This is a genomic window from Dactylosporangium sp. NPDC049140, assembly GCF_040648435.1.
In genome coordinates this window covers 20195-38577 of sequence record NZ_JBEZDS010000054.1, presented here as the reverse complement: position 1 = coordinate 38577, position 18383 = coordinate 20195, and the positions used below count along the sequence as shown (strand labels likewise).

The window sequence follows — 18383 nt, the reverse complement described above, 5'->3', positions numbered from 1 at the left end:
AGACCAATTCAAACGGAGGAAGAAATGAACGAGCTCACCGGCCGGACGGCCCTGGTCACCGGCGCCACATCTGGCATCGGCAAGGCCACCGCGACCGCTCTCGCCGCCCTCGGCGCGACCGTCATCGTGCACGGGCGTGACCCGCAGCGCGGTGCCCAGACCGTCAAGGAGATCGAGGCGGCCGGCGGCGAGGCGCGATTCATCGGCGCGGACCTGCGGGAGCCCGCCGAGATCACCCGCCTGGCCGAGGAGGCGGGCGAGGTGGACATCCTCATCAACAACGCCGGTTCGTCGTGGTTCGGCCCCACCGCGGACCTTGACGTCGACACCTACGACAAGCTCTTCGACGGCAACGTGCGCTCCGCGTACCTCTTGACCGCTGCGATCGCCCCGGCGATGGCCGCCCGCGGCGAGGGCAGCATCGTCAGCCTCGACAGCATGGCCGGTTCGGTGGGTCTGGCGGGTGGTGCCGCCTACAGCGCCACCAAGGCCTCGATGGCCGCACTCACCCGGGCGTGGGCCGCCGAGTTCAGCCCATCCGGCGTACGCGTGAACGCCGTCGCACCCGGACCGGTTTACTCCGACGGGGCCAGCACCGCCGTCATCGACAGCCTGGCGGCCACGACGCTGCTCGGCCGGGGCGCCAAGCCCGAGGAGATCGCCGACGTGATCGCCTTCCTTTCCACCCCGCGAGCCCGCTACGTCACCGGCGCGACCATCGCCGTCGACGGCGGCCGCACCGCGGTCTGACACCTTCCCCAGGTCACGGGATCCCGTGACCTGGTTCTGGCGCACCCGCGCCGCCCCGCTTAAGGCGGGGTGGTCGACGGCATACGGGGAGACTCCGCTCCGGCGGAGCCGCACCGGCATGTTCGGGAGCGGGAAACCGCTCCGCACGGCTTACGGCTCCGGCGCGCCAGCGCCGGAGCCGTAAGCCATTCGGGCGGCGCTCCGCGCTCCCAACGAGAGGAGTGCGTCCGAGCCAGCCCACCGAGACGGCCACATGCACCACGATCAACACCCGCCGGAGCGGGCGGGGCAGGGTCGTCGTCACGGCGCAGGCTCGGGCAAACGGCCGATCCGTCCGCGCAGGACGGCGACGGCCACGCCGATGATCCAGACGATGGCCAGCAGCCGGAACAACGGCTCCAGCTTGATCAGCGGTGACCAGAGGATCGACACGCACGCCAGAGCGATGAGCGGGCCGGCGACCAGCCCGTAGCGGAACACCCAGCGCGTCGGCGTACCGGACCGCAGGCCCCCGGTGGAGGCTGACCGCATCAGCACGGCGGTGCCGAGCAGATGCAAGGCACCGCCGCAGATCAGCGCGGCCCGGCCGAGCCCGGACAGCACGGCGTCCGAAGCGGACGCGGCGACGACGGTGAGCAGCACGGAGAGCACGACCGACAGCCCGAGGAACCCCGCCGCCGCGACGGCGCCCCCGTATCCGGCCCGGCCGAAAGCACGCAGCCGGCGGCCGAACAGCAACAGTGCCAACGTGGCCACCACCTGCAAGCCGGACTGCACACCGACCGCGAGCCCGTTGGTCGAGTAGAAGTCCCGCAGTTGCGCCGCGGAGGCGCCGGGCAGGTACAGCGTCCTGCCGACGGTGAGCGCGCCCCCGGCGACGAGGGAGGCGACGAACGCGGCGGTGAAGACGAAGCCCCACCAGCCCCAGCGCCGATTGTCGAGATCATTCACACCGCCGATGCTGCCCGCCACGGGCTGCCCGGGCATCCGTCCGGGCGCGGCTCCTCCATGTACGTCAGGGAACGTAGCCGAGGCCCGACTGGTACGCGAACACCACCAGCTGCGCCCGGTCCCGGGCACCGAGTTTGACCATGGCCCGGCTCACGTGCGTGCGTGCCGTCGCCGGGCTGATGACCAGCCGGCCGGCGATCTCGTCGTTGGTCAGCCCTTCGGCGACGAGCATGACGATCTCCCGTTCCCGGCCGGTGAGCGAACCGAGCCGGGGGTGCAGGCTTGCCGTCCCGGGCGGGCGGCGCGTGAAGGAGCTGACGACCCGGCGGGTCACCGACGGCGACAGCAGCGCTTCACCGGCGTTGACCAGGCGTATCCCCCGCAACAGTTCGGCGGAGGCGGTGTCCTTGAGCAGGAAACCGCTCGCACCGGCCGCGAGCGCCTCGAAGATGTACTCATCCACCTCGAACGTGGTCAACACGATGATGCGCACCCCGCCGAGCTGCGGATCAGCAACGATACGCCGCGTCGCTTCGATCCCGTCGATGCCGGGCATCCGCACGTCCATCAGCACAACATCCGGGTGTACGCGCCGCGCCTGAGCGACCGTGTCCAGGCCGTCCGCCGCGTCGGCAGCAACCTCCATGTCCGGCTCGTTCGACAACAGCGCGCGCAGGCCGAGCCGGACCAGATCCTGATCGTCGGCGACGAGCACCCGAATCATGCGGACACCGCCGGCACCGGCAGGCGGGCGCACACGCGGAAACCGCCCTCGGGGTCCGGCCCCGCCTCCACAGTGCCACCCAACGCCTCCGCCCGCGCGGCCATACCCGCGATGCCGCGCCCGGGGACGTACACCGGCGCGTGCCGGCCATCGTCGCGTACTGTCACGATCACGTCTCGCCCGTACGCGACATCGACGTCGACCCGCGTCGCACCGGCGTGCCGCAGCACATTCGTCAACGCCTCCTGCACGATCCGATACACAGTGCGGTCCACCGCCTCCGGCAACGCCCGCACAGTGTCAGCGACCGCAAGGGCGACCTCCAGGCCCGTGCCGGACATCCGTTCCACCAGGTCGGCGAGGCCCGCCACACCCGGCGTCGGCTCCTCCCGCACCATGCTGAGCGTGGCCCGCAACTCGTCGAGCGCCGCCCTGCCGGCACTCCTGATCGCGGCAAGCGCTATGGGCGCCTGTTCAGGCCGGCTCGGCAGCATGTGCAGCGCGATGTCGGCCTGCATCGTGATCGCGGCCAGCCCGTGCCCGACGACGTCGTGGACCTCCTGGGCCACCCGCAGCCGCTCCTCGTACGCCCACAAGCGCGCCTGCTCCTCCCGCCGCAGTGCCGCCGACTCTCGGCCGATCCGCACGCTCCAACCCGCGGCGAACGGCAGCACTGCCCAGGTGGAACCGGGCAGCAGACCACCCAGTCCCGAGCGGCCCCCGAGCGCGATGACATGGGCGAGCAGGGCAGCGAGCGCGAACGTCCCGACGAACACCGCGCGCCGAGGCGGCAGCAGCAGCGCAGCGGTGTAGACCGCCACCGCGAAGGACACCAAGATGAACCCGTACCGATAGCCCCAGACCAGGTACGCCGCCGTCGCGGTCGCAGTGATGCACGCGACAGGCAGCGGCCATACCCGGCGGGCCGCGAGCGGCAGCGCAGCGCCGACGGCCAGCAGCGCGGGGACCGGCTCACCCGCCGTGATCATCCCGACGACGGCGAGGACTACCGCCAGCGCACCGTCACGGGCCAGCGCAGCCCGCGGCACACGCACGACCCAGTTCACGGGCCAATGATGGCACCTTCCCAGCGCACCTGCGGCCACGCCTACTCCACACCCTGCCAGCATGAGCACGCCCTCGGTGCCCGTGCTGCGCCCGGAGCCGGCGCAACGCGCGCGGCTGGCCGAGATCTGCACCAACCTCACCGACCGGATTGCCGAGGCCGAGCGGGAGGATGGCGCGGCGAGCGCCCGATTGCGGGCCGACCGCTGCCGAATGCTGGCACGAAGTCTGACGCGGCCGGTCGGAGAGGGCGCGCATCCGGCGGGTGCGCGGTCTGGCCGGGTAGGCGTTAGGGTCCGAGATGCCGGGCGCGGGCCCGGATTTCTCGGCGCGGCTCTCCCCGGCCAGACTCAGCACCTCGCGGGCCGTGTTCAGGGCAATAGGTCAGCGCCCCCCGATACCGCGGCAGGCGCCCACCTCGAGCGCTGCGGACCCGGCGCAACCAACGCGCGGAACAGCACCTCCGATACAGTGACCATCCAGGAGTTTCGCCACGTGCGGACCGCCATCGGTACTCACCGGCAGCGTCTCAGGTGTCATCGGCCCGCTGCGCGCCGGTGGGCGCCCGGAGTTCCACGCGCCGGACCGCTCGGGCTGGGCGTCGCGTTCCCGGCCCGAGCGTCAGGCCGCGGCGGCCAGATCGGTGCTCGTGACGGCCTCGTTATCCTGTCGAGTGCGCGCGGCGACGAGGACGGTGACCAGCAGCGCGATCGCGAGCAGGGTGCCGAGCATGAGGATGCCGACCGGGTCGACGAGTCGGTGCAGGCCGTGCGGGCCGGCTGGCGTCGGCGGCGCGGCGTTGGTGACCCACCGGCCCAGGTGTGGCAGGCCGGCGTCGATCAGCTCGCCGGCGAGCAGGGCGACGGTGACGGCGGCGAGCAGCCCGGCGGCGGCACTGTGTGCCGGCGACGTGCGTCGGGGTCCGGCCCACTGTACGGCGACCACCGCCGCCAGCGCGAGCGCGAGGACCGTCGGCGCGTTGGACTGCGGGACGTCGGGCTGCATCAGGCACAGCAGCCCCCACAGCGCGAACGCGGACAAGCCCGCCAGCCCGCCGGCGGCCACCGCGGCCGACGGCACACGGACGCGCCGCGCGGTGACCGCCAGGACGGCCAGGAGCTGCGCCGACAGCATCACCGTCCAGACAATCGACACCGCCGGGTCAATGCTGGTGGGATACGGCTCCGCGCGCATCGCTTCGATGCTGCCGACCACGTCGAGGGCTACCACGGCGCATGCGGCAGCGCGCAGCCCGGCGCCGAGGCGGCCGGCGGCCACTCCCAGCGCGAACGGCAGCCACGCCAGCACGGCTACGGCCGTCAGCGCCAGCACCATAGCGAAGGCCTGATGGCGCAGCGAGGCGTCCGGGATCCGCGCCGCGTCGAGCAGCCCGGCGACCGCAAGCACTGCGGCCGCCACCGGGACCAACAATCGCTTCATGGCACAACTCTATCTATACAGAGTTAGCTGCCGGATCGGTCGAACGTCCATGGCTGCCGAGTGTTGTTCAGGCTCCGGCGGGATCGTCCACGGCTGCGGCGAGGACGCCCTCGACTCCGGTGAGCGCGGCGGTCAGCAGGTTCAGGTCCCGCCCGCCGACCAGCACGAGCAGCACCGTCACCACGGGTGGCCGTCATCGCCGCGGGGCTGTTCGACGAGCAGCTCGGCGACGGTGAAGCCGCGGTTCGTGCAGGCGGCGAGGGCCTCCCGGAGCACGCCGCGGCCGTCGAGGCAGGTCAGCCGCACGCGCCACGGCGCGTACTTCGACCCGGCTCCGACGTCGTGCCGGGTGGCCATCCGTGCACCGCGAGGGTTTCGCCGCGTCCAATGGCGGCCAGGGCGGCGCCGACGTAGTCGACCAGATCGGGTGTTGCGCGGGGGTCGGCCCACCGCAGCTCGGTGCATTTGCGCGGTTCGGCGATGCGCGGTGCGCCGTCCCAGCGTGCGACGTCGAAGAACAGGTGGAGGTATTCGAAGTCGCTGATGCGCTCGGGAGCGGTGTGCAGGACGAGGCGCAGCCGGCAGCTGCCCGGGTCGACGTGGATGTCGAGCTCTTCGCGCAGCTCGCGGCGCAGGCCGGTGACGGCGTCCTCGCCGCCGTCGAGGTGCCCGGCCGGCAGGCCGAACTGGCCGTCGCGATGTGTGGTGTCGGCGCGGCGCATGAGCAGCGTCCGCTCGCCGTCGCGGAGGATGCCGTGGACAGCAACAGCAGCCCGGAACGGTTCGAACGGCACCGGGTGAGCCTATCGCCGGTCGGGCCCAGCCGATTGGCGTCGCCAGCCGCGGAGTAGCTGGTCGAACGATCCCGGCCGCATCTCTATGTAGATAGAGTTTGACTGTGGTGATTGATGGGCGTGACCGCGCCGACCGGCTGCTGGCCCTGGCGGTGCGCCTGCTGCCGCCCGGACGCCGCGACTGGGGCCGGGCGATGTGCGCCGAGTCCGCGGCGATCGAACCCGGCCGCGAGCGCCGGCACCATACGCTGGGCTGCCTGCGGGTGGTGCTCGCCCAACCGGCCGCGCTGCGGGCGATCGGCTATCCGCTGTTCGGCGTGACGGTGCTTGCCGGCGTGCTGCGCTGGTCGGGCGGGATCTCCTTTGCGCCGCTGCGCTGGGGGGTCGTCGGGGTCGTAGCGCTGCTGCTGAGCGTGGCCGCGTGGGGTCGCCGCCCCGGTGTCCTGGGCCCGGTCGACGCCGGCCGCGCCCCGCGGGCACTGCGAGCGGGCGGCGGCGTCCTGGTCGGCGCCCTGGCCGCCACGTTCGCCTCGACGGCCGGCTCGCACGGCTCGCCCCGGGACCAGGCCGTCTTCGGGTTGCCGATCTTCACCGTGGTGCTCACGGCGTGCCTGCTCGGCCTGTTGACCGTCACCGCCGAACGCACGGAAGTGTCAGGACGGGCGCTCGGCACGAGCGCCGCGGTGTCGCTCGCCGCCGCCGGCTGGTGGCTGATCAGCCAGGTCGCGCTCCCGCCGATGCCGGCCGGTGTCGGCGGCACCGTGGTCGTGACCGGGTTCGGCATCGCTACGGTGGTGTACGTTGGCGCCCGCCGCGACGACGGGGCCCAGGAGACGCTGCTGGCCGCGCTGTGCGTGCCCGTCCTGACCCCGCTGCTGGTCTTCGCGCAGGTGCTGGTGCTGTCCGGGTACGGCCCGGCATGGCTCATCCCCGATCTGGTCCCGGCGGCAATCTCCCCAGCCGACGACCTCGAGAACAGCCGGATCGAGGTGCAGGACCCCTATGTCGCGCTGCTGTTCCTCGCCGGACTCGCCGCGCTGATCCTGACCGTCACGAGTCTCGCCAGCCGGCGCCCGGCCGGATCCGAGGATGCCGAAGTCGCGGGTTGACACGGGCACACCGTTCCTCTATTCAGTACCAAGTAGTATGTGGTGCTGAGTAGAGCGGTGGTGGACATGCACAGCAAGTTCGATGAGCTCGGCCGCTTCGCCGACCCTTCGGTGCTGATCCTGACCAGTCTCGCCGACGGCGACAAGCACGGCTACGCGATCATGACCGACGTCGCGGACTTCAGCGGCGTCGGTCTCGAGCCCGGTACCCTCTACGGCGCGCTGGCCCGCCTCGAGCGGCAGGGTTGGGTGGAACCCCTCGCCTCCGAGACGCGGCGCCGGCCGTACCGGATCACCGCAACCGGTCGCACGGTCCTGCAGCAGCAGCTGGCCTCGATGCGCGAGATCGCCCGGGTCGGCCACCGACGCATCGCCCCGGCATGAGCCGGCCGGTGCTGGCGGCGCTGGCCCGGCGGCTGGTGCGCTGGTATCCGCGGCGCTGGCGCGAGCGCTACGCCGAGGAGTTCCTCGACGTGCTCGACCAGCACCGCGTCAGCGTCCGCACACTCGCCGACCTCGCCGCGAACGCGGTCGCCGCCCGCCTCGACCCGCACCACCGGGGCCCGCTGCCACCGAGGCTGCGGACCGCCCTCATGGGCGTCTTCGGGGCCACCACCCTCGCCGCATTGCTGCTGCTCGTCTACACCGTGACCTTCCACGAGGAGACCGAGTTCGGCGTGACCGGCGCGCACGACATCGCCTTCTCGGCCGACGGGCGTCTCGTAGCCACCTCCAGCGGCGCCTCGACTGTGCGGCTGTGGGACATCGGCGACCCAGCCGACCCGGTCTGCCTGTCCACTGTGGATGCGGGCAACTTCGTCGCCGTCTCCGCGGATGGCCGCTTCATCGCCGCGCTGGGCAAGCACGTCCAGCTGTGGGACGTGCGCGAGCGGGACCGGCCGGCCCTCGCGGCCCGCTTCGCCGAGGACGGCGGCGCGCAGGACGTGGCGTTCTCTCCGGACGGGCGGCTTCTGGCCATGGGCTACCACGACACCGTGATCTTCTACGACATCACCGACCCGTACCGTCCGGTCCAGCGCACCGCCTTCCCCGCCCACCCGGTGGCGGTACCGCGACAGTCGTTCATGAACCTCACGTTCTCACCCGACGGCCGCACGCTCGCGACCAGCAGCCACTCCGCGCCGCTGGCCCTGTGGACGGTTGCCGATCCTGCCCATCCGGCGGTCGTCGCGACCCTGCCGGTGGACGCGGTCGAGGCCGAGGGCACGACGTTCAGCCCGGACGGCCGAACCCTCGTCGACGTGCGCCAGGACGGCCAGGTGCAGGTGTGGGACGTCGCCGACCCGGCCCGGCCCGCCCTGACGTCCACACTGGACGCCGTCGCGATCAAGGGCGGCTTCACCGGCGGCGTGGCTGAGGGCACCGCCGTCGCGTTCACCGCCGACGGTCGCACCCTGGTCACCGTCATCGGCAGCGAGAAGGCCACCGCCTGGGACGTCTCGCAGCCGGGCCGCATGCTGCACCTGACGGACGAGACACGCATCGGGGCAGGGCCCGGGCGCTTCAAGCTGTCGCCGGACGGCAGGACCGTGGTGAGCGCCCGCCACGCCGCCGACACGATCGACGCATGGACCCTGCGCTGAACGCGATGTTCCAGACGGCAACGCGATGCACGCCGAACCCGATGCAGAAGCTCGCACAAGAAGACCAGCTCCAGCTCGCCGCCCAGCGCATCAGCCTGCTCAAACCCGGCAACGCCATCCCTGCAATCCCGGCCGGAGCGCAGCCCTGCCCACCCGGACTACGTCAGCACGTCGAAGCGTTGATCCGGCCGGCGGCCGCTACCGCCGCCCAGCGCGAACGCTGACCCGCCCGTGCACGGCCGAACAACGAGCCGCGACGGACAGCACCGAGTACCAGCCGCACGACGACCGCCTCGGCCTCGGCAACACGGCCCAGCCGCAGCAGGCCCCACGCATACGGCCGCCACCACTGCCGCCGCGGCTCCAGCAGCTCTCCCAGCGCCGCCGCGGCCTGAGCCGGGCCGTCGTGCGTGATCAGCTCCGCGGCCAGCACGGCGGCGGAGGTCCCGCCGTGGCAGGCCAGACGCGTCAGCAGGGGCCCCTCGCCCAGGGCGGCCAACGGTGCCCATGCTCTTGGGCCCGGGCGGGAAACCTCGTGCTGTTCACCGCCGCCGCGGGCACCCGGCCCACGAGTTGCTCCGGCTGCCTCCGGTCAACGGCCGTCAGCGGCGTGACCTGCCGACGACCGTCCTGACGGTCACGGTCAAAACGGGGCGACGTCCTCGCCCAGCAGGGCCAGAGTGATGCCGCCCTTGCCGGTCTTGAGGCTCTGCACGACGACCTTGCCGGTGCGTCCGTCGGGCATTTCCAGCGTGAAGGTCTTCCCGACCGCGTTCATGGGGCCGCTGGCGTTCGTGGCCGGCCGGAAGTCACCCGCCCACGGCGGAGTTGCCCCGCGTTTGCCGGGTTCGGTGAAGAGCGCGGCGGTACCTGGCGTGCGTGTGCCGTCCGCGGAGAGGAGCGCTGCTGCGCTCCGAAAGGTTGCCATGTTCGATGACGCTATACCGCGCGGGGCTTACGGCGTCTGTCCAGGCCTGTACGAACCCCGGCACGTGCCGGGCGTCGCGGGCGTGCGAGCCCGGCGCCGGTCCGGCACTGCTCCGGCACGGTGGACAATCGGGGTATGTCGAGGCGGGGTCGCTGGATTGTTGCGGGGTCGGTGGCGGGGGTCGTGGCGGTCGCGGCGGTCGGGCTGTGGCGATGGCAGGCGTCCCGGGATCCGCTGGTGGGCGACAGCGTGGCGGCGATGGATCGGGGGGTGGCGGATGTGTTGGCCGCCGCCGGGAGTGACGCGGCGGTCGCGGTGAGCGGCATGGTCCGGGCGGCGACATGCTCACTCGGGTTGCTGCGCGGCGGCGGCCGGTATTCGCGGGCGGCGGACCTGTACGTGCCGGGCGGCCAGGAGGACGGGGCGATCAGCGGCATCGAGCAACGACTGGATGCGTCGTATCACCCTCGGCGGGAAACGGCGCTGTCGGGTTCGGTCCGGCCGTTGGTCGCCACGGCGGGTGCGGGGGTGGCGTTGTCGGTGCGGCAGCTCGGCCCGGGCTGGCTGGTGGCTGAGGCGCAGACCGGGTGCGTGGCCGGTCCGGCGCAGCCGGTCGACGCCAGTCCGGCCGCCGGGGATCCGGCGGTGCCGGCAATCAACGATGTCTTCGCCGCGCTCGGTACCACGCCGGCGGGGTTCAACATGGCCTCGGTGCCGTGCCCGGGCGGGCAGGTCGTGACGGTCGCCGGGTCCAGCGTGAGCACGGACAGCGGGCGGCTGGCCGGGCGGGTGCCGGTACCGCAACCCGCGCGGTTGTTCGTGGTGGCCGCGTCGAACCGGGTCGCCTATCGTGACGGCGCGGTGAGCGTGGTCGTGGACGCCTCCGACGACGGCACCGCGGTCACGGTACGCCGGACCACCACCTGTTGACGATGAGGGCATCCGGTAACGGGATACGCGCATCGGCACTATTCGAAACGGGTGTTGTCCAGCGATGTGAGTTGGCGCAACGGGGCTATGGCGGCCAGCGCGATGATGACCGCGATCGCCATTCCGCCGCTGAGGGTCCACCAGTATCCGGCGGGCGGGAGACGCCACGGCATGTGGTTGACGCGCAGGACGTCGGCCGCGACCGCCAGTCCGAGTGCGACACTCACGGCGGCGATGCCCAGCAGCGGCGCCACGGTCTCCAATACGAGCACGCGCGACAGGTCGCGAGGGCGCATGCCGGCCAGTCGCAGGAGCGTGAACGGGTGCCGGCGCTCGAGCAGGCCGCCGGTCACGGCAACGGCGAGGCTGCACCCGGCGATGATCAGCGTGACGAGCAGGATCGCCTCGCTGATGTCGGTCATCTGGGTGAGTTGCCGGTGGTTCTGCGCTTTGAGCTCACCGGCCGTCCAGGGCAGGTCGGACAGGTCGCCGGGCACGGTCGTCTCGATGACGGTCCGTACCAGATCCCCGGTCTGGGGGCGTGTGTCGGTCGCGACGAGCAGCGCGGCGAGGGGCAGGGACGGCAGGTCCGCGGCCGGAACCGGCCGGACGTCACCGAGTTCGCCGGAGAGCAGGCCCCTGGCGTCAAGTGACACGACGGCGTCCGGCGCGGAACACGTGGCCAGGCCGGCGGCTCGCAGGTTGCCGCAGCGGGTCAGCACGGTCGTCTGGTCACGGCCGGGCTGCACGCGCAGGTCGAGCAGGGCCACCACGCCGGGTACCGTCCGGATTCGTTCGGTCAGGGTGCGGGCGCGGTCGGCCGACAATGGGTTGCCGGCCGGGTCGGTGAACTGGACGCCCACCGCACTGGGCGGCAGGACGATGCGGCCGGACGGTGGGATCTGGGCGAGGGTGGAGGCGGACAGCGCGCCGATGACCGTGACCAGGAAGACGGCGACCACCACCCCGCTGATGGCACGGAATCCGGTCGTGGGACTCGCGGCCAGGCGATGGCCGGCCAGCAGGCCGGCGGCCCGGCCGCCGGTGGTCAGGAGCAACCCGACGCCCCGGGTGATCCACGGGCCGATGACGACGATGCCCAGGATCAGCGCCCCCATCACCACGGCGATCAGCCACAGTGGACCGTCGCCCTGGCTTCGGGTCAGCACCGGCAGGGTCACGGCGAAGCCGATGGCCCCCACGAGCAGTGGTACCAGCCGCCACCAGTGGACGCGCCGGGCCGGGCTCTGCCGGGCCACGCCCAGCGGCGACATCTGCACCCCGCGCAGCGAGGCGAGCGCGGCGGCCACGGCGAGTACCGGCACCCCGCCGGCGACGATCATCGCGGCAAGCCACGTGAGCCGCAGGTCGGCGACGAAGAAACCAGATCCGTCGATGTCGACCCGGGCCGCGAACGGGCGGGCGGCGAGGAAGGCGGCGAAACCCAGGGCTACGCCGGTCACGGCGGCGACGGCCGCCTCGACGGCCGCGATCAGGCGGATTTGCCGGGGCAGCGCGCCGACCAGCCGCATTGCGGCCAGGCGCTGCTCGCGTCGGGCGGTACCCAGCCGGGTGGCGGTCCCGATCAGCACGAGGATCGGCAGGACGACGGCCGCGGCGCCGAGGCCGATGACGACGCGGCCGAACCGCGTCGGTGCTGCGTTGCGGGGGGCCGCCTCGATGGAGCGGACCTGGATCACGTCAGCGTGCCCGGCGAGTTGGTCCGGGTCGTAGCCGACGAAGACGACCAGGGCGTCGGGCGAACGCAACGCGGCGTCGCCGATGGTGGCGGTTATCCGTCCCGGGAACCGGTCGGCGAGCTGGTCGGCGGGCGCGGTCGCCATCAGCTGGCGCATTCGGGGCGACACCGCGAGCTCGCCCGGGCCCGGGATCCGGGTGAGGCCGGGAGGATGCGGTGCGGCGGGTCCGAGCGCGGCGACATCGACCCGTAGCACGTCCTGGCCACGGTACCCGTCGTCGCGTAGCCGCCACAACAGCGGATCGGTGCGCCGTTCGTCCTGTGCGGGTCGGGCGTTGCGGGCCGAGGTGTCGGTCCAGCCGTCGCGGGCCTCGTGGGCCCGGAAGGCCGGGAACGCGACGGCCGCCAGGAGCAGCAGTGTCACCCCGAGGCCGACGCCGAGCGCGGTCACGGCCAGCCGGAGGAGTTGTTCGCGGCCGCCGGAGACGGCGAGGCGCAGTGCGAGCCCGATCATCGCTCGTGTCCGGGGACGGGCACCGGTACGGACGGGTGGGCCTGGTCGATCACGACGCCGTCGCGGACAAGGATCTCCCGGTCGGTGCAGGCCGCGATCCGCGCCTCGTGGGTCACCAGCACGACCGCCGTCCCTTGCTCCCGCGCCGCGGTCAGCAGCAGATCCATCACCTGTTCACCGGCGAGCGAGTCGAGGGACCCGGTCGGCTCGTCGGCGAACACCACCTCCGGGCTGGTCACCAGCGCCCGGGCCACCGCCACCCGCTGCGCTTGCCCGCCGGACAGCTCGCCCGGGCGCCGCCGGCCGAGGCCGGCGATGTCCAGCCGTTCGAGCAGGATCCCGGCCCGCTCCCGCGCGACGCGCCGCGATCGGCCGGCGAGTAACAGCGGCAGCATGACGTTCTGCATAACCGGCAGTTCCGGCACCAGCTGACCGAACTGGAACACGAAACCGAAGTGGTCGCGGCGTACCAGCGTCCGTTCGTTCTCGGACATGGCGCTGAGCTCACGTCCGTTGAACGTCACCACACCCTCGTCCGGCCGCAGGATGCCGGCGAGGCAGTGCAGCAGTGTCGATTTGCCGGAACCGCTCGGACCCATGACCGCCACCACCTCGCCCGCATCCACGGCGAGATCGGCGTCGCGCAGGGCCGGGGTGGCACCGAAAGACTTCCGCACCCGCCGGGCGGTGAGGATCGCGTTCATCGCGCGAACTCCTGTCGCAGCTGATCGAGCCGGCCCGCAGCGAGATCGATCCAGCGCAGGTCGGCGTCGAGGTGGAACATGGCAAAATCGGCGAGCAGCCCCCGGCTCGCAGGCCCGGCCTTACGCAGCGCCGCCAGCTCCCGCATCCGCGCGAGATGCGCCGTGCGCTGCGCGTCGAGGTAGCTGGAGGCCGGCCGGCCCGACAGCAGCGCCAGCACCACCTTGACGAACAGCACCGCCTGCAGATGCGGCTCCGGCTGTTCCGGCGTGGCGAGCCAGTGCTCCAGCCGCTCCACTCCGGTCGGCGTGATCACGTACTGCTTGCGCTCCGGGCCGCCGCCTCGGGCCACTCCCTGCACAGCGACCTGACCGTCGCGCTCGAGCCGGGACAGTGTGGCGTACACCTGACCGATCGGCAGACTCCGCCCACCGCCGAACATGGTGTCGTACGCGCGTTTCAGGTCGTAGCCGTGCGTGGGAACGGGCTCCAGCAATCCCAGCAAGGTTGTCGGTACGTTCACCGCGCAACTATAACCTGAGAGTGCACACCGAGAGAATACTTGGACGACAAACGGATGGCCGCCGTCGACCGGTTCAGCGGTGGCCAACGGGTCATCGTGCCGGCCGAGCCATCGGTGGAGGCGAAATGCATGCGGTACCGGTTCGCGGTCCCGCTCGCGATGTACTCCTCCTCGACATATCCCCTGCTCGTCTGGTCGAGCGAGGTCGCGCCGAACGGAACTCCCGCGCCCGCGGGGCGGTTGCCGGGCTACCGCAGCAAGCCGCGGTCGGCGCTGCTGGCCACCGCACTGTTGGCGTTCGCTGGGCGGACGCTCGCGGCGGGCAGCGACAATGAGCTGATTGAGGCGATGAGACCGTTCGTCGCGGGGCCCGGCGCGCAGGGGTGCAGGCAACTATGGCGATGGCGGATGCCGCCGTTGGTGGGTACGGCGGTGCGGGCGGTCATGCGCCCCCGCGCCGCCCTTCGTCGCAGATAGGGCTCAGCGGATCGTGTACAGCGTTGCGACATGGCCGGAGTCGAACGTCGCCAGGATTGTGCCGGCGACGTTCAATACGATCCATTCCGTGGGATAGCCCGCGCGCAGCGGGGCGGATGTCAACAGCTTCGGTTCGGCGGCCTGCGAGACGTCCCAGAACTCGGCGCCGGCGTTCCAACTCGCGAGCACAACCGTGCGGCCGCCCGGCCCGAAGGTGACACTCCAGACGGCGTCACCGTGCGTCCTGATCGTCGGACCGGATTTTGGATTGCTTGGGTCGGACAGGTCCCAGATCCGTGCGGTGCCGTCCAAGCCGGCGGTTGCCAGCGTGTTGCCGTCGGGGCTGATCGCACAATCGTTCAATGCGCTCACCGTCGTGCTGGCAAGGCGGGACAGAGTTCCTGCAGTGGTCGTGTCCCACAGCTGAAAGGTCTTGTCGTTGCTGCTGCATGTGATCAGCGTCTTGCCGTCGCGGCCGAAGCGAACCCGGCCGATCTTCGCATGGTTGACGGTGCCCACCTTGGTCACGTGGGCCGTATCGGCGATGTTCCAAAGTTCCACGGCGGAGCTGTACGGCCCTCCGCCCAACGCCAGCGTCTTTCCATCAGGGCTGAAGGCAACCGCGAGGACTCCCTTCTGATCATGCGCGATCGTTGTGATCGGTCGTGGAGTCGCCGGATGGCTCACATCCCACAGTTGCACGGTCAGCTCGCCGGCGATCGTTGCCATGATCTGCCCGTCCGGACTGAATGTCATGCCCCACGCGTTCTTCATCTGGATGATGCCGTCGCGCACCGGCTGCCCCGGGTTGGCTGGATTCCACAACTCGACGCCGCCGTCGGTGGCAACCGCCAACTCCGATCCGACCGGGCTGAAGGCGATGCCCATACCGTTCGGGAGGTCTACCCCGTTGGTACCGATGCTGGTACCCATGGCGATCGTGGGAACAGCCGCGGAGCCGGCGGCCGTTGCGGCGGCGCTGTTGGAGGGCGTGCGGGCTGGGGAGCCTGACCCGCCGCCCGCGTCGGGCCAGTTCAGGTACACCAGGGACGCCACAGCGAGAACAACAGCCAGCAGCAGCGCACCCAACCAGCGCCGAGACCCTCGTCCCAGCCGACTGGCCGGGCTTCGCACGTCGGCCGGTGCAGCGGAGTGATCGGCGATGGAGTCCTGCGCAACGGCGGAGACGGGCGGTGGCGATGCGACGGTGGTCGATGCGATGACGTCGGGAGCCGCCGCGTCAGGGAGCGCGACAGCAACCACGGCTGGTTGGCTGCGGTGACTGGCTGTGGTGTCGGGCTGCGCAGTTGCTGACAGTGGTGCCGGGCTCGGCTGAAGCTCGACAGTCTCCGCCGGAGCTGCCTCGGCCAGGCCCGCAACGGGTGCGGTCGTGGTGGCGCTGACCGTGTCGACGGCCGGGCTGCCGGCTTCGGTGGCGCGGTAGTGGAGCGCTCCGTCGGCGACGACCAGTTCGGGCTGGTCGATCACCGTCGGGGCGATCCGAAGGGCCCGGTGCAGCAACGTGGCCGCAAGCGGCATGCGTGAGGCCCCACCGACCAGGAACACCCCGGAGATCTGCTCAGGAGGGATGCCGGCACTGCGCAACACCGCGAGCGTCAACCTGGCTGTCTGCTCCAGGTAGGTCCGGGCCGCCTTCTCGAACTCTTCGCGGGTCAGGTGGACCTGTTGGTCGACCAGCGGGATCTGGATGTTGCCAGTGGTGTGACGGGAGAGCTGCTCCTTCACCGCGCGAGCGGCGTGCCACAGGGTCTGTCGCGCCTGTTGGTCGCCTGGGGTCTGCGGCCAGTCCAACCGCTGCCACGCATTCGTCGCGCCCGCGGTCACAGCACGAGCGTGCTCCACCACGACAGCGTCAAGGTCCAGACCGCCGACATCGGCCAGCCCTTCGGATGCGACCACCTCGAACCCGCCGAGCGACGGACGGACAACACTGACGTCAAATGTGCCGGCGCCCAGGTCGTACACGACGATCACTCGGTTGGCGGGGATTCGGTGGGCGAGCGTTGTGGCGAAGTACGCCGCGGCCGCGATCGGTTCCGGGACCAGCCGTACCGGTCCGAGCCCGGCCCGACCGGCCGCATCGGCGAGCAGGCTGAGCCGGGACTGGCCCCAGGTCGCCGGATGGGTCAGGACGACCTCGTCAGGTGCCCGGCCGGATACCCGCACCGCCTCGCCGCTGACCCGGCCCAGTACGGCTGCGATCAGGTCGACGACCAGGTACTCCCGCTCACCCAGCCACATGGTGCCGTCGTCGATGCGACGTTTCGGGTTGGGCTCGAGACCGGCCGGGAAGCCGACCGCGGCCCGGAGCGCATCCATGCCGACCAGCAGGTCCGCGTCCGGTCCGGCAAAGACCGCCGAGGCCAGCAACGGCGAGCCGTCGAACAACAGCGGCCGGATTCGGCCGTCCGGGGTCTGCAGTGCCGCAACAGTGTTCGATGTACCGAAATCGACGCCAAGCCGAACCACCCCAGACACCACGGCACCAAGCTAATTGGACCCCTGGGGTCAGAAATCCCTCACTGCGGCAATCTTCAGAAACCGAACGTCCTATGCCGCTTAGCCGGCGGCGCCATGCTCGCGGCCGTCCTGGCCGCAGGGCCGGCCGCGGCGTCGACCACGCTGCCGCTGCATACCGCGCACCGCAACACGACCGCCGCTGCGTTCGGCACCCACAGCTGCGACCAGATCCCCGCGGCGAACCGGGGAGCGGGCTCCGACGGGTTCGTCTTCGTACTGCCCGCGAACGGCGCGAAATTCCTGACGCTCACCCTGGCGTTCCGCACCACCGGCGGCGATGAGGTCACCGTCTCGATGCCGGACCCGTCGGACGCCTATCCGGACGGCATCACCACGAACAGCACGAGCAAGGCATGGGTGGTGGCGCCCTCGGGCTGGACGCTGCTGGACGGCAGCGCGACTGTCGACCACGACAACACCAAGGCCGACGACTTCAACCTGACCCACACCTGTGCCGGGGCTGGCAGCTCCCCGTCCCCGTCGACCTCACCGTCGACCTCGCCGTCCGCCTCACCATCGGTCTCGGTATCGCCCTCGACGAGCGTGTCGAGCAGCCCCCTACCGAGCGGCTCCGGCACGGTCGAAGGCAGCTCGCCCGCCACCGAGACGCCGTCGGCGCCCGGTGGCGGTGGCGGTGGCGGCAGCCTGCCGGTGACCGGCGTCGCGCTCACCGGCATGACCATGACCGGCGCCGCGCTGATCGCCGGCGGGGTGGCCCGGCTCAGGGTGCGCCGCCGGCGGGGGGTCAGGGTGCGCTGATCACGATCCGGTCGAGGGACGGCGCGCGGCCGTCGGAGTTGCCGAACGTCACGCTGTTCGGACCCTTCTTGAGATTGATCGTCACCGCGGTGCGGATACAGCAGTCGGCGCCACCCGCCGCCGTGATGCTGACCGAGCCACCGCCGGTGACAGAGACCACGGCTGTGCCCGGGCCGTCAGTGCCGTTGTTCACCAGGTACAGCGTGAGCGTGTATGCCCCGTCGGCGGGCACGACGACATCTGGGAAGGCCAGGGTGCCGTTTCGCTTAGCTCCGGGCCCCTGGCGGCCGAGATTCTGCACGATCCGGCCGCCCGACGCGCCGGTGTAGGTGACGATCTCCGCTGGGCCGGTCAGCTCGGCGGAGGCCGTCTCTGCCTCCAGGCCGATCGGCTGGAACGCCGAGCGGGTGGGCGCGCGTGACGGCGTCGGGGATGCACGCCGGTTGAGGTGGGCGTCGCCGCTCTCGGCCGACGTTTCGTCGGTGGTCGGCTCGTCGCCGGGAGCGATGGCGGCGTCCCGGCCCTCGGTACGGTGGTCGCCGGTCGGCGACGAGCACATGGTCACCGCCGCCGCGATCGCCGCGCACAGCGCCAGCCCGCCCGCGGCGGCGCCCAGCGGGCGCCGACCGCCCCGGCTCTCCCGCCGGTGTCCCGGCGCCGGCGCCGTCGTATCCCGGTCGCCCTCGGCGCCGGCCTCGTCGGGTGGAGCCGCCGGCACGGTGGTGGTGCCGCGCGTGGGACGGACGGTGGGTTCGGGCAGCCAGCTGCCGATCCGCAGCCGGCTGTTGCCCTCGCCGTCACTGGTCATGAGGGGTGAATGTAGCCGTTCCGGCCGGTTGCGTCGATGCGAGACCGCCGACCGGCTCCGGGTGC

Annotated in this window: 19 protein-coding genes and 1 pseudogene; 7 read left to right on the top strand and 13 right to left on the bottom strand. The window is 71.7% G+C overall.

The features are described from left to right. Window positions 1-24 precede the first annotated feature (24 nt). Window positions 25-750, top strand: coding sequence for an SDR family NAD(P)-dependent oxidoreductase (locus tag AB0B76_RS48965; RefSeq protein ID WP_360389969.1), 726 nt, complete (start codon window positions 25-27; stop codon window positions 748-750). Between the two features lie 300 nt (window positions 751-1050). Here AB0B76_RS48965 and AB0B76_RS48960 read toward each other — a convergent pair whose 3' ends face one another. The 6 genes from AB0B76_RS48960 to AB0B76_RS48935 form a co-directional block, all read right to left on the bottom strand. After that, window positions 1051-1701, bottom strand: coding sequence for a hypothetical protein (locus AB0B76_RS48960; protein WP_360389967.1), 651 nt, complete (start codon window positions 1699-1701; stop codon window positions 1051-1053). 64 nt (window positions 1702-1765) lie between these two features. Beyond that, window positions 1766-2425: a response regulator transcription factor gene (locus AB0B76_RS48955; protein WP_360389964.1), complete on the bottom strand. Its 660-nt coding sequence runs from the start codon at window positions 2423-2425 to the stop codon at window positions 1766-1768. Then, window positions 2422-3492 carry a histidine kinase gene (locus tag AB0B76_RS48950; RefSeq protein WP_360389961.1) on the bottom strand — a complete coding sequence of 357 codons (1071 nt, stop codon included), beginning with the start codon at window positions 3490-3492 and terminating at the stop codon, window positions 2422-2424. Before AB0B76_RS48950 ends, AB0B76_RS48955 begins: the two co-directional genes overlap by 4 nt. Before the next feature lie 619 nt (window positions 3493-4111). Then, window positions 4112-4930 (bottom strand): hypothetical protein, encoded by an 819-nt coding sequence (locus AB0B76_RS48945; protein ID WP_360389959.1) that lies wholly within the window; start codon window positions 4928-4930, stop codon window positions 4112-4114. 177 nt (window positions 4931-5107) lie between these two features. Beyond that, complete coding sequence (locus AB0B76_RS48940; RefSeq protein WP_360389957.1) at window positions 5108-5236, bottom strand: hypothetical protein; 129 nt, start codon at window positions 5234-5236, stop codon at window positions 5108-5110. Continuing rightward, entirely contained in the window at window positions 5227-5724 is a 498-nt protein-coding gene (locus AB0B76_RS48935) for an NUDIX domain-containing protein (protein WP_360389955.1), read from the bottom strand. The genes AB0B76_RS48940 and AB0B76_RS48935 overlap by 10 nt, the downstream gene beginning before the upstream one ends. 104 nt (window positions 5725-5828) lie before the next feature. Between AB0B76_RS48935 and AB0B76_RS48930 the strand changes: the two genes are divergently transcribed. Genes AB0B76_RS48930 through AB0B76_RS48915 form a run of 4 tightly spaced genes read left to right on the top strand, consistent with a single transcriptional unit; the run spans window position 5829 to window position 8661 of the window. Further along, window positions 5829-6833, top strand: coding sequence for a hypothetical protein (locus AB0B76_RS48930; protein ID WP_360389952.1), 1005 nt, complete (start codon window positions 5829-5831; stop codon window positions 6831-6833). 39 nt (window positions 6834-6872) lie between these two features. Beyond that, on the top strand, window positions 6873-7217 hold the full coding sequence (locus tag AB0B76_RS48925) for a helix-turn-helix transcriptional regulator (RefSeq protein ID WP_360389949.1): 345 nt from the start codon (window positions 6873-6875) through the stop codon (window positions 7215-7217). Then, window positions 7214-8437 carry a hypothetical protein gene (locus AB0B76_RS48920; RefSeq protein WP_360389946.1) on the top strand — a complete coding sequence of 408 codons (1224 nt, stop codon included), beginning with the start codon at window positions 7214-7216 and terminating at the stop codon, window positions 8435-8437. The genes AB0B76_RS48925 and AB0B76_RS48920 overlap by 4 nt, the downstream gene beginning before the upstream one ends. Further along, window positions 8422-8661 (top strand): hypothetical protein, encoded by a 240-nt coding sequence (locus tag AB0B76_RS48915; protein ID WP_360389944.1) that lies wholly within the window; start codon window positions 8422-8424, stop codon window positions 8659-8661. Before AB0B76_RS48920 ends, AB0B76_RS48915 begins: the two co-directional genes overlap by 16 nt. A gap of 419 nt (window positions 8662-9080) precedes the next feature. Here AB0B76_RS48915 and AB0B76_RS48910 read toward each other — a convergent pair whose 3' ends face one another. Further along, a complete protein-coding gene (locus AB0B76_RS48910) occupies window positions 9081-9365 on the bottom strand; it encodes a hypothetical protein (RefSeq protein WP_360389941.1) in 285 nt (94 codons plus the stop codon). 135 nt (window positions 9366-9500) lie between these two features. On the opposite strand from AB0B76_RS48910, the gene AB0B76_RS48905 reads away from it, so the two are divergent. After that, window positions 9501-10295 (top strand): hypothetical protein, encoded by a 795-nt coding sequence (locus tag AB0B76_RS48905; RefSeq protein ID WP_360389938.1) that lies wholly within the window; start codon window positions 9501-9503, stop codon window positions 10293-10295. A gap of 38 nt (window positions 10296-10333) precedes the next feature. Here the strand turns inward: AB0B76_RS48905 and AB0B76_RS48900 are convergent, their stop codons facing one another. The 5 genes and pseudogenes from AB0B76_RS48900 to AB0B76_RS48880 form a co-directional block, all read right to left on the bottom strand. Further along, on the bottom strand, window positions 10334-12508 hold the full coding sequence (locus AB0B76_RS48900) for an FtsX-like permease family protein (RefSeq protein WP_360389935.1): 2175 nt from the start codon (window positions 12506-12508) through the stop codon (window positions 10334-10336). Continuing rightward, window positions 12505-13212, bottom strand: a complete 708-nt coding sequence (locus AB0B76_RS48895; RefSeq protein ID WP_360389932.1) for an ABC transporter ATP-binding protein — start codon at window positions 13210-13212, stop codon at window positions 12505-12507. The genes AB0B76_RS48900 and AB0B76_RS48895 overlap by 4 nt, the downstream gene beginning before the upstream one ends. Beyond that, window positions 13209-13733 (bottom strand): PadR family transcriptional regulator, encoded by a 525-nt coding sequence (locus AB0B76_RS48890; protein ID WP_360389929.1) that lies wholly within the window; start codon window positions 13731-13733, stop codon window positions 13209-13211. Before AB0B76_RS48890 ends, AB0B76_RS48895 begins: the two co-directional genes overlap by 4 nt. Then, window positions 13730-13903: pseudogene (locus tag AB0B76_RS48885) on the bottom strand (hypothetical protein); the annotation flags it as partial. The gene AB0B76_RS48890 and the pseudogene AB0B76_RS48885, both read right to left, overlap by 4 nt. A gap of 310 nt (window positions 13904-14213) precedes the next feature. Continuing rightward, complete coding sequence (locus tag AB0B76_RS48880) at window positions 14214-16712, bottom strand: Hsp70 family protein (RefSeq protein ID WP_360389926.1); 2499 nt, start codon at window positions 16710-16712, stop codon at window positions 14214-14216. A 93-nt stretch (window positions 16713-16805) separates the two neighbouring features. On the opposite strand from AB0B76_RS48880, the gene AB0B76_RS48875 reads away from it, so the two are divergent. Then, window positions 16806-17510, top strand: a complete 705-nt coding sequence (locus AB0B76_RS48875; RefSeq protein WP_360389924.1) for a hypothetical protein — start codon at window positions 16806-16808, stop codon at window positions 17508-17510. Here the strand turns inward: AB0B76_RS48875 and AB0B76_RS48870 are convergent. Beyond that, complete coding sequence (locus AB0B76_RS48870) at window positions 17497-18318, bottom strand: hypothetical protein (protein WP_360389921.1); 822 nt, start codon at window positions 18316-18318, stop codon at window positions 17497-17499. The genes AB0B76_RS48875 and AB0B76_RS48870 overlap by 14 nt on opposite strands. Window positions 18319-18383: the final 65 nt, after the last annotated feature.

What these genes read in the sequence shown, in the direction of transcription:
- AB0B76_RS48875 (WP_360389924.1), top strand. Translation starts at nt 16,806, where the DNA reads ATGCTCGCGGCCGTCCTGGCCGCAGGGCCGGCCGCGGCGTCGACCACG.
- AB0B76_RS48955 (WP_360389964.1), bottom strand. Translation starts at nt 2,425, where the DNA reads ATGATTCGGGTGCTCGTCGCCGACGATCAGGATCTGGTCCGGCTCGGC.
- AB0B76_RS48965 (WP_360389969.1), top strand. Translation starts at nt 25, where the DNA reads ATGAACGAGCTCACCGGCCGGACGGCCCTGGTCACCGGCGCCACATCT.
- AB0B76_RS48920 (WP_360389946.1), top strand. Translation starts at nt 7,214, where the DNA reads ATGAGCCGGCCGGTGCTGGCGGCGCTGGCCCGGCGGCTGGTGCGCTGG.
- AB0B76_RS48910 (WP_360389941.1), bottom strand. Translation starts at nt 9,365, where the DNA reads ATGGCAACCTTTCGGAGCGCAGCAGCGCTCCTCTCCGCGGACGGCACA.
- AB0B76_RS48945 (WP_360389959.1), bottom strand. Translation starts at nt 4,930, where the DNA reads ATGAAGCGATTGTTGGTCCCGGTGGCGGCCGCAGTGCTTGCGGTCGCC.
- AB0B76_RS48905 (WP_360389938.1), top strand. Translation starts at nt 9,501, where the DNA reads ATGTCGAGGCGGGGTCGCTGGATTGTTGCGGGGTCGGTGGCGGGGGTC.
- AB0B76_RS48900 (WP_360389935.1), bottom strand. Translation starts at nt 12,508, where the DNA reads ATGATCGGGCTCGCACTGCGCCTCGCCGTCTCCGGCGGCCGCGAACAA.
- AB0B76_RS48915 (WP_360389944.1), top strand. Translation starts at nt 8,422, where the DNA reads ATGGACCCTGCGCTGAACGCGATGTTCCAGACGGCAACGCGATGCACG.
- AB0B76_RS48870 (WP_360389921.1), bottom strand. Translation starts at nt 18,318, where the DNA reads ATGACCAGTGACGGCGAGGGCAACAGCCGGCTGCGGATCGGCAGCTGG.
- AB0B76_RS48895 (WP_360389932.1), bottom strand. Translation starts at nt 13,212, where the DNA reads ATGAACGCGATCCTCACCGCCCGGCGGGTGCGGAAGTCTTTCGGTGCC.